This window comes from Longimicrobium sp., assembly GCF_036554565.1.
GTDB lineage: Bacteria > Gemmatimonadota > Gemmatimonadetes > Longimicrobiales > Longimicrobiaceae > Longimicrobium.
Map to the genome: position 1 here is coordinate 1 of NZ_DATBNB010000563.1, position 3,746 is coordinate 3,746.

The 3,746-nt window shown below is 67.5% G+C and carries 3 protein-coding genes; all 3 read right to left on the reverse strand.

Translation table 11 applies throughout. The features are described from left to right. Positions 1–572, reverse strand: a 572-nt coding sequence (locus VIB55_RS15480) for a hypothetical protein (protein ID WP_331877562.1), incomplete at its 3' end; no start/stop codon positions are given. Positions 573–1,000: 428 nt separating this feature from the next. Next, entirely contained in the window at positions 1,001–2,317 is a 1,317-nt protein-coding gene (locus VIB55_RS15485; protein WP_331877563.1) for a tetratricopeptide repeat protein, read from the reverse strand. Positions 2,318–2,320: 3 nt separating this feature from the next. Further along, a partial coding sequence (locus tag VIB55_RS15490) for an NB-ARC domain-containing protein (RefSeq protein WP_331877564.1) occupies positions 2,321–3,746 on the reverse strand: 1,426 nt, incomplete at its 5' end.

Consider the following 3,746-nt stretch of genomic DNA (forward strand, 5'->3'; position numbering starts at 1 on the left):
TCCTCGGCGCCGACGACACTCGCTTCCGTCCCTGCGACAAAAAGCCCGATTCCGAGGTGGCGCTGCGCGTCGATTCGGACCTTTGTGGCCGCTTCCTCGGCCTTCCGCTCCGTCAGGGAGTAATCAAGCGCTGATTCGAGAGCGCCGACCGCGCGCGCCACATCGACAACCGATTCGCGGGCGTTGCGCCCGTACAGCAGGAGTTTTCCAAGCAGCAGCTGGAGATGGAAATCGGTGTCGTCGTACACCAAAGCGGCCTCAAACCGCTCCAGCGCCTTTCGGAAGTGGCCCCGCAGCATCAGGTCATTGCCGGCCCGCACCAGTTCGCGGCACCGCGTTCGCTGGGGCGAGCGAAGTGCACGCGCAATCCCGTCCAGTTGGCGTGAGATTTGGGCTAGCCATTCCGCCTGCTCCTCCCCCTGCTCGAACAGAAGCGAAAGCCCCCATTCTGCCGCCTCGCGCACCTCCCGCACCGCCCCGGCCTGCGAAAGCGACGCATCTTCAATCGCGCGCCGGGTTTTCGTGGCGTCCGAAGCAGCCTGAGCGGTCGACCGTGAGACCTCGTCGGCCACGTCGTTTCCCGCGTCCCTCACGGCGTTGACTACTTCCAGCAGATAGTCGTCCCACCCCTTGGCGCCTATGTAGTACGGTTGGCCGGTCATATTTCCCCCCAAATCTCCAGCGGGGTCGCTCCATTGCTCATGATTTTACCTCCAAGATATACCGGGCGAATATGCAAAGCGGGTGTGAGTCAGGTAAACAGGACGAATGCACGGCAGGGGAGGGCGGAGACAAACCGGAAGCCATTCACACCACACGCTCTCGCGGTGAGCCGTTGTGACAGGTGAGTCCACAGGGCTGGAGCACGCCGTCGTGAGTACTTCGCCTCCCTAGCGTGGCTCTGACGTCGATATGAACTACGGGGCGATCCGGTCAGCTGCGAGCCAGTCCAGGAGGTGGTTCAGACGACTGCTCGATCTGCTTCCACGCTTGCGCAGCCTCACGCCTCCTCGTACGACTCGGCATCGTTCAGCCGCTCGCCCAGAAGCGCAGGGAGCTGGCCGTGAATCGCCGCAGCCAGCGGGGCGAGCCCAGCGGGCGGGGCGCCCGCGCCAGGTGCGAGGGTGAGATGCTCATCCAGAAGCGATTCGCCGGTGGCGACCGTCTCGTGGATATCGATCTCCCGCGCCAGGCGGATCCCATCCCGGATCAACGCCTCGCCACCAGCGACGCCCAGTCGGAGCTGGATCCCTCCCAGCGACACGAGGCGGCTGGCCTCCCCCCTGCGGTCGCCGATCTCTCGTGCGATACGCAGGGCCGCCTCGTAGAACCGGCCGGCGTCTGCGTACGACTGCAATTCCGCGCAGAGGTGGCCCAGGTTGCTCAGGTTCGTCCCCTCGCCGTGCTGGTCGCCTAGGTCGCGGACAATCTGAAGCGCCTCGACCAGCATCCCGTACGCGTCCTCCAGCCGGCCCGTCTCCGTATGCACCGCGGCCAGGTTCCCCAAGTCCAAGGCAATGCCGTACCGGTGGTGGAGTGCACGGCTTACCTCCAGAGCCTTCCCGAAGTACTCGACCGCCCGTTCGTAATCCCCAAGATCGTAGTAGACAATCCCGATGTTGCCGTTGTCGCGGCCCTCACCCCGCCGATCTCCTTCGCGACGCGAGAGTTCCAAGGCCTCGTGCAGCAGCCGCAACGCGCGCCGCACGTTCCCGCGGTAAGCCTCAGCCAAGCCCAGGTTGCCCAAGTGCGAGGATGCGTCCGCCGTCTGGCCCAACTCGCGCGCAGCGGACAGCGCGCGGCGCAGGTGGCTGATGGCGCGGCCGTACTGCGCCAGTCCGATGTACGCCAGCCCCAACTGCCCCCGATAAACCTCCTCGATCCGGGTGTCGCCGGCGCGGCGCGCTAGGCGGATGGCCTGGACCAGGTGGGCGGCCGACGCGCGAAATTCGCCCAAGTCTTCAAAGGCGATTCCCAGGTTGCCGTAGCAGTCCGCCTCGGCCACGCGGTCGCCGATGGCGCGCGCGGCGGCCACGGAGGAGCGTAGCCAAGAGACCCGCTCTTCCGGAGATTGGTAAAGGCTGAGAAGGGTCGCCGCCACGCGGGAGAAGCCGGCGCACAGTGACGCGCGGGCGGGCGCGTCGGGACGCTTCGCGGCCCATCCCTGTCCGAGCCGGATCTGCGGCCACTCCTGCTCGAAATCCCGGGCAAGGCGGTCCACGTCCCGCTCCCGAGCGCGATACCGCTCGCCCAGCCCCGCAAGCACGGCGAGGTAGTTGGCCGCGTGCTGCCGGTCAGCATGCGTGCGCGAGGCCACGCCTCACTCCTCCTCGTCGTCCGTCAGCAACGAGCGCGCGTGCAGCACGAGCACAGCGTGCATCTGAAAACGGTCGGTACCCAGGATCGGCTCAAGGAGCCCGCGGTCGGCCAAGGCGCGCGCAGTGGGCCGGGCGTCATCCACCTCCCACACGAACGCCATGGCGGGAAGGTTGAACGTGGCGGGCTTCGGAGCGAAGGCGCCCAGCAGGGCAAAGCGCTCGCGAGTCTCGGGGTCGAGCCGGTCCGAGCTCTTCTGCAGAAGCAGCCCCACTGTGGGAATGACCCCTGTGGCCGGGTCCCAGCGGTCATCGGGCGCCCTCTCATCGAGCAGCGTAGTGCCGCTGGCGACCTCCGCGAACAGTTCTGCAAGGCCCCAACCCAGCTGGATCTCGGCCTCCAGCAGCCGACCCGCAACACGAAGCGCGAGGGGCAGCCCCTCGAGAGCGGTGATCAGTTGCCGCGATTCCGCCTCGTGATCACGGGACACAGTGGGCGCCAGCTGGCGAAATAGTTCGAAGCCCCGCTCGTCGTCCAGTTGCTCCAGGCGGTACTCGTCGTCGGGTGTGGGGGCCACTTCGCGCGCCACATCGCGGAAGCGGGTGGTGAAAAGCACGGGAGATCCCGCAGCGGCGCGCTTGAAGGCGGCGGCGGACTCCGCCTCCCACACATCATCGACGATCAGCAGAAAGCGTCGCCGCGCGAGCCGCGCCTTGACCCCCGCCACAGCGGCATCGATGGAATCCGGCGGGGGGGCGGTCCCGTCGCCAAGCTCGCGCAGCCAGCCGCCCAGTTCGGAAAGCGCGCTGCCCGCCTCGCCGAGCGAGGCCCAGAGAACACCCTCGAACCGCGACGCTACCCGCGAGTCATGCGCCAGCGCCGCGACCACGGTGGTCTTGCCCACGCCCGGCCAGCCGCGGATGACCGTTACGGCGCGCGGGGGGCCGACTGGAATGCCCAGTCGCGCGATCAACCGCTGCTGGTCCGCTTGGCGGCCAATGAGCAGAGGTGGAGCCGGAGGCGCCAGGTGCACGGCGACGGACTCGGCGGCCGGCGCCCCGCGCACGGTGGACGCGGGTACAGAGGATGTCCCGACGTTGGTCGTGGTGCGGCGCGCGGCAAGCGCCTCCGCCAGCTTTGCGCGGAAGTCGTCCACCGTTGTGAACGCCGCGCTGTATCCCGCTTGGCGCACCCGCTGCTTGAACTCACACAGACGGTCCTGAGTGGCGTAGTCAATGCTCTCCGGCGGCCAGGGAAACCCGGGATCTACAACAAAGCAAAGCCGCTCGATCCCCAACTCTCCCGCGTATTCGAACTCCTCCTCCGCGATCCCGCACTCGTGGCCCGGCTCCCGGTAGCCGTAACGATGCGCAAAAATGCCGACGTACAGCGCCGATTGGCGAAGCATCCGCCGGCTCGCCTCGGCTGCG